Genomic DNA, 3,913 nt, shown 5'->3' with positions numbered 1-3,913 from the left:
GTTGTAGCCGGCATCGGTGGTCAGCCGTGTTTGCGAAAACTGCAGCCCGGCCTTCTTCGCCAATTGCCTTGCGGTTCCCGGCATCAGCTGCAGCAGCCCGCGCGCGCCGGCGCTCGACACGGCGCCGATGTTGAATTCGCTTTCCTGGCGGGCGATCGCATAGGCCAGCGCCTTGCCTGAGCCGGAAATGTCGGCCGAATCGGGAATGACGCCGAGCGGATGCGACAATGCGCCGACATCAATGCCGCGCGCCCCGGCGATCTTGCCGATTTTCAGCGCCATGAAATGGTTCCCTTGCTTTTCGGCAAGGACAGCGAGCAGCGCCAGTTCGCCTGGACTGGTCAACTGCCCGGCAAGGTCGCGATAGAGCGTCTCGGCATAGCGATCGTAGCCCGCCTCCTGCAGCCGCTTGATGGCGCTGACGGCCTCGCGGCCGGCAAAGTTCTGCCGGTCGGCGGCGCTTGGCGAGGGATAGACGATGTTGAGCGCCTGCCGGCCGACACGTTCGGCGGCAAGCTGGCCGTAGAATGTCGTGCCGTAGGCAGCGGCGCGCGCAAAATAATCCTTGGCGTTGCCCGGGCCGCCGACTTCGGCGGCACGGCCGAGCCAGTAATACGCGCGCGACAGCGTCATCGGCCCTTGGGCAAGGTCGGCGATGCGAGCGAAATGCGTTGCGGCAAGCTTGGGGTCGTTCAGGCCGCGCAACGCGTACCAGCCGGCATGGAATTCGGCGTCGGCCGCATTGGTGGCACTTTCGGCGGCGTGTGTAGCGACGATCTTGTACGCGGCCTTCATGTCGCCCTGGTCGACCAGTTCACGCGACAGCACCCGGCGCTCGACCCACCAGGCATCCGGATCGACCAGAGCTTCGCGATCGGTCGGTGCCTGCATCACAACGGCTGCAGCGCCGGCAAAATCCTCCTGCTTGCGCAAATATTCGGCCTGCGCGAAGAAGTAGCCGGCCGAACGTTGCATTGCCGGCACGGCCTTCAGCAGCTTGGGCGCGTTCTTGTCGCCTTTGTCGGCCGCCGCCCATGCATCGGCGAGCTGCTGGGCGCCGGCGAGGCCGGCGACGCGCAGCGCGGAATTCGCGCGGTCGGCATAGAACATGCGCTCCATGCGAAAGCGGTGGTCTGCGGCCGGGATCAGGCTGCCGAATTCCTTGATCAGCGCCGCCTCGTCCTTGGCCTCCAGGATCGCGGTGCGCCAGAAGGGCGACAGCACGGAACGCGCCGCCTTGGTATTGCTGGACGCCACATAGGCGCGGGCGAGAACCATCACACCTTCGAATGTCTGCGGCTGGCTGCCATCGAACGCCCTGATGACGATGTCGGGGGCAGGGTTCTCTCGATAGAGCGCGCGCTCGCTGTTCTTGCGCAGGGCTACGGTCCCCGGCCAGTTGGGCAGCATCTTGGCCGCAGCAGTGATATCATCGCTCGGAACCTTGTCGCCGCCATAAAGCGCGATCGCCCAGGCAAGGATATGCTGGTCGAGCGACTGCGCCGGAAGGGCATCGCGCACGCCACGAGCGCGGGGACTATCACCCTGCGCCAACGCATCCAGTCCGCTTTTCAGAGGGGCGACGTCGGGCAAGGGCGCCTGTCGCGTTCTGTCCTGCAGGTCTGGCAGCGCAATTGCCGCGCCTGGAATCGGAATGGCTGAGGTGACCCGTGCGTCCACGCTGCCGCTGATCGCCATGCCCGGCATCAGCGCGAGCGCGGCGCCAAGCAGCGCGAGAAGGTGAGGCCGACCGCCCGGCATGATCCCTAAATCTTTCCTTGTCCTGGCATTCCACAAGCTGGCGAAGATGCCTCGAAGCCTAAACTGAGGTCGTGAAGAGCCCGTAAACAAAGAGTTAGCGAGGCCGTTCGAATTGCGCTTGCTGGCACCATGGCAATGCTTGCCGCGCAACCATGTCGAGACTATGGTGCGCCGCTTCGCTTTCGGTTAGAAGGCGCGACCACAAACACCGACACAAAACACCAGAAGTGCCAAGGAGTTGGACGATATGCTGAGAGGCTCGCTTACTGCGCTCGTGACACCGTTCGAAAAGAGCGGGCGTTTCGACGAGAAAGCCTTTCGCGCGTTTGTCGAATGGCAGCTCGGCGAGGGCACGGCGGGCCTGGTCCCGGTCGGCACCACGGGCGAGTCGCCGACGCTGTCGCATGACGAGCATCGCCACGTCGTCAAGGTCTGCATCGAGGTGGCCAAGGGCCGCGCTCCTGTCGTCGCCGGCGCCGGTTCCAACAACACCGATGAGGCCGTTGGGCTCGTGCAATATGCCGAGAAGGCCGGCGCCGATGCCGCTTTGGTCGTCACGCCCTATTACAACAAGCCGACGCAGCGCGGGCTCTACGAGCACTTTGCCGCCGTCGCCAGGGCGACCAAGCTGCCGATCATCATCTACAACATCCCGCCGCGCTCGGTCATCGACATGATGCCGGAGACGATGGGCCGGCTCGTGCACGACTTCAAGAACATCGTCGGTGTCAAGGATGCCACCGGCAAGGTCGAACGGGTTTCCGAGCAGCGTGCCACGTGCGGCAAGGATTTCATCCAGCTTTCGGGCGAAGATGCTTCGGCGCTTGGATTCAACGCGCATGGCGGCGTCGGCTGTATTTCGGTGACGTCGAACGTCGCGCCGCGGCTGTGCGCCGAATTCCAGGAGGCAACGCTTGCCGGCGACAGCGCCAAGGCGCTGGATCTGCAGGATCGCCTGCTGCCGCTGCACAAGGCGATCTTCATCGAGCCTGGCGTTTCCGGCGCCAAATACGCGCTGTCGAAGCTAGGCAAGGTCGAAAACGTGCTGCGCTCGCCGTTGGTGACGATCGAACAGTCGACTGCCGACAAGATCGATGCGGCTATGAAGCACGCCGGCTTGATTAATTAGGGATGAGGCGCCACCTCTCCGCATCATGAATCAAGTCAGAAAAGCCGATCCCAACAACAAGACCGTTTCGGAAAACCGCAAGGCGCGGTTTTCCTATGAGGTGCTCGACACGGTCGAGGCCGGTCTGGTGCTGACCGGCACCGAGGTCAAGTCGCTGCGCCAGGGCCAGGCCAATATCCAGGACAGCTATGCCTCGGTCGAAGGCGGCGAGATCTGGCTGATCAATTCCTATCTGCCGGAATATCTGCAGGCCAACCGCTTCAACCACGAGCCCAGGCGGCGCCGCAAGCTGCTGCTCAACAAGCGCGAGATGGCGAAACTGTCGCAAAGCGTCGACCGCGAAGGCATGACGCTTGTGCCGCTAAAGATCTATTTCAACGACCAGGGCCGCGCCAAGCTGCTGCTCGCTGTCGGCCGCGGCAAGAAACTGCACGACAAGCGCGAGAGCGAGAAGCAGCGCGATTGGTCGCGCGAGAAGGGCCGGCTGTTAAAAGAGCGTGGGTAGGCTGGGGCCATTCGCTTGAAGAACCGGATTGTCCTCTTTGGTCTGGCCAGTCTGGTCTTGGTATGTTTCGTCGCAGCAGGCGGCTACATCTATTTCAGGGCATTCTCGCCGGACCGCGACAAATATCCGCTCAGGGGCATCGACGTTTCCCATCATCAGGGCCGGATTGACTGGCCGCGTGTCGCCGCCGACGATGTCGCCTTCGCAGTCATCAAGGCGACCGAAGGCGGCGATCATGTCGACGATGCCTTCGCGAGGAATCTGGAAGAGGCCCGCGCCGCCGGTCTCGCCGTCGGCGCCTATCACTTTTTCACCTTTTGCCGACCTGGCGCCGACCAGGCGAAGAATTTCATCTCGGTTGTGCCGCACGACCAGCCGCTGCTGCCGCCGGTCGTCGACATCGAATTCGGCGGCAACTGCCCGCAGCGGCCGACGCCCGAACAATTGAACGCCGAACTGGCCGCGTTCCTCGCTCCAGTCGAGGCGACGTTCGGCAAGCCTGCGATCGTCTATCTGAC

General features: G+C 63.5%; 4 protein-coding genes. 3 read left to right on the top strand and 1 reads right to left on the bottom strand.

Annotation, left to right across the window (positions count from 1 at the left end):
• Positions 1-1,761, bottom strand: a 1,761-nt coding sequence (locus tag EN914_RS27400) for a lytic transglycosylase domain-containing protein (RefSeq protein WP_164778950.1), incomplete at its 3' end; no start/stop codon positions are given.
• A gap of 247 nt (positions 1,762-2,008) precedes the next feature.
• Between EN914_RS27400 and dapA the strand changes: the two genes are divergently transcribed.
• The 3 genes from dapA to EN914_RS27385 all read left to right on the top strand — a co-directional run.
• Entirely contained in the window at positions 2,009-2,890 is an 882-nt protein-coding gene (gene dapA / locus EN914_RS27395) for a 4-hydroxy-tetrahydrodipicolinate synthase (RefSeq protein ID WP_024503074.1), read from the top strand.
• A 25-nt stretch (positions 2,891-2,915) separates the two neighbouring features.
• Complete coding sequence (gene smpB / locus EN914_RS27390; RefSeq protein ID WP_013532594.1) at positions 2,916-3,395, top strand: SsrA-binding protein SmpB; 480 nt, start codon at positions 2,916-2,918, stop codon at positions 3,393-3,395.
• Positions 3,396-3,452: 57 nt separating this feature from the next.
• Positions 3,453-3,913 (top strand): GH25 family lysozyme (locus tag EN914_RS27385; RefSeq protein WP_407067817.1); only part of this gene is annotated, 461 nt, incomplete at its 3' end.

Origin of the sequence: Mesorhizobium sp. M7A.F.Ca.CA.001.08.2.1 (assembly GCF_003998455.1) — a bacterium.
Lineage (GTDB): Bacteria > Pseudomonadota > Alphaproteobacteria > Rhizobiales > Rhizobiaceae > Mesorhizobium > Mesorhizobium ciceri.
Note: the sequence above shows the minus strand (reverse complement) of the source record. Positions and strands in the feature narration are given on the sequence as shown.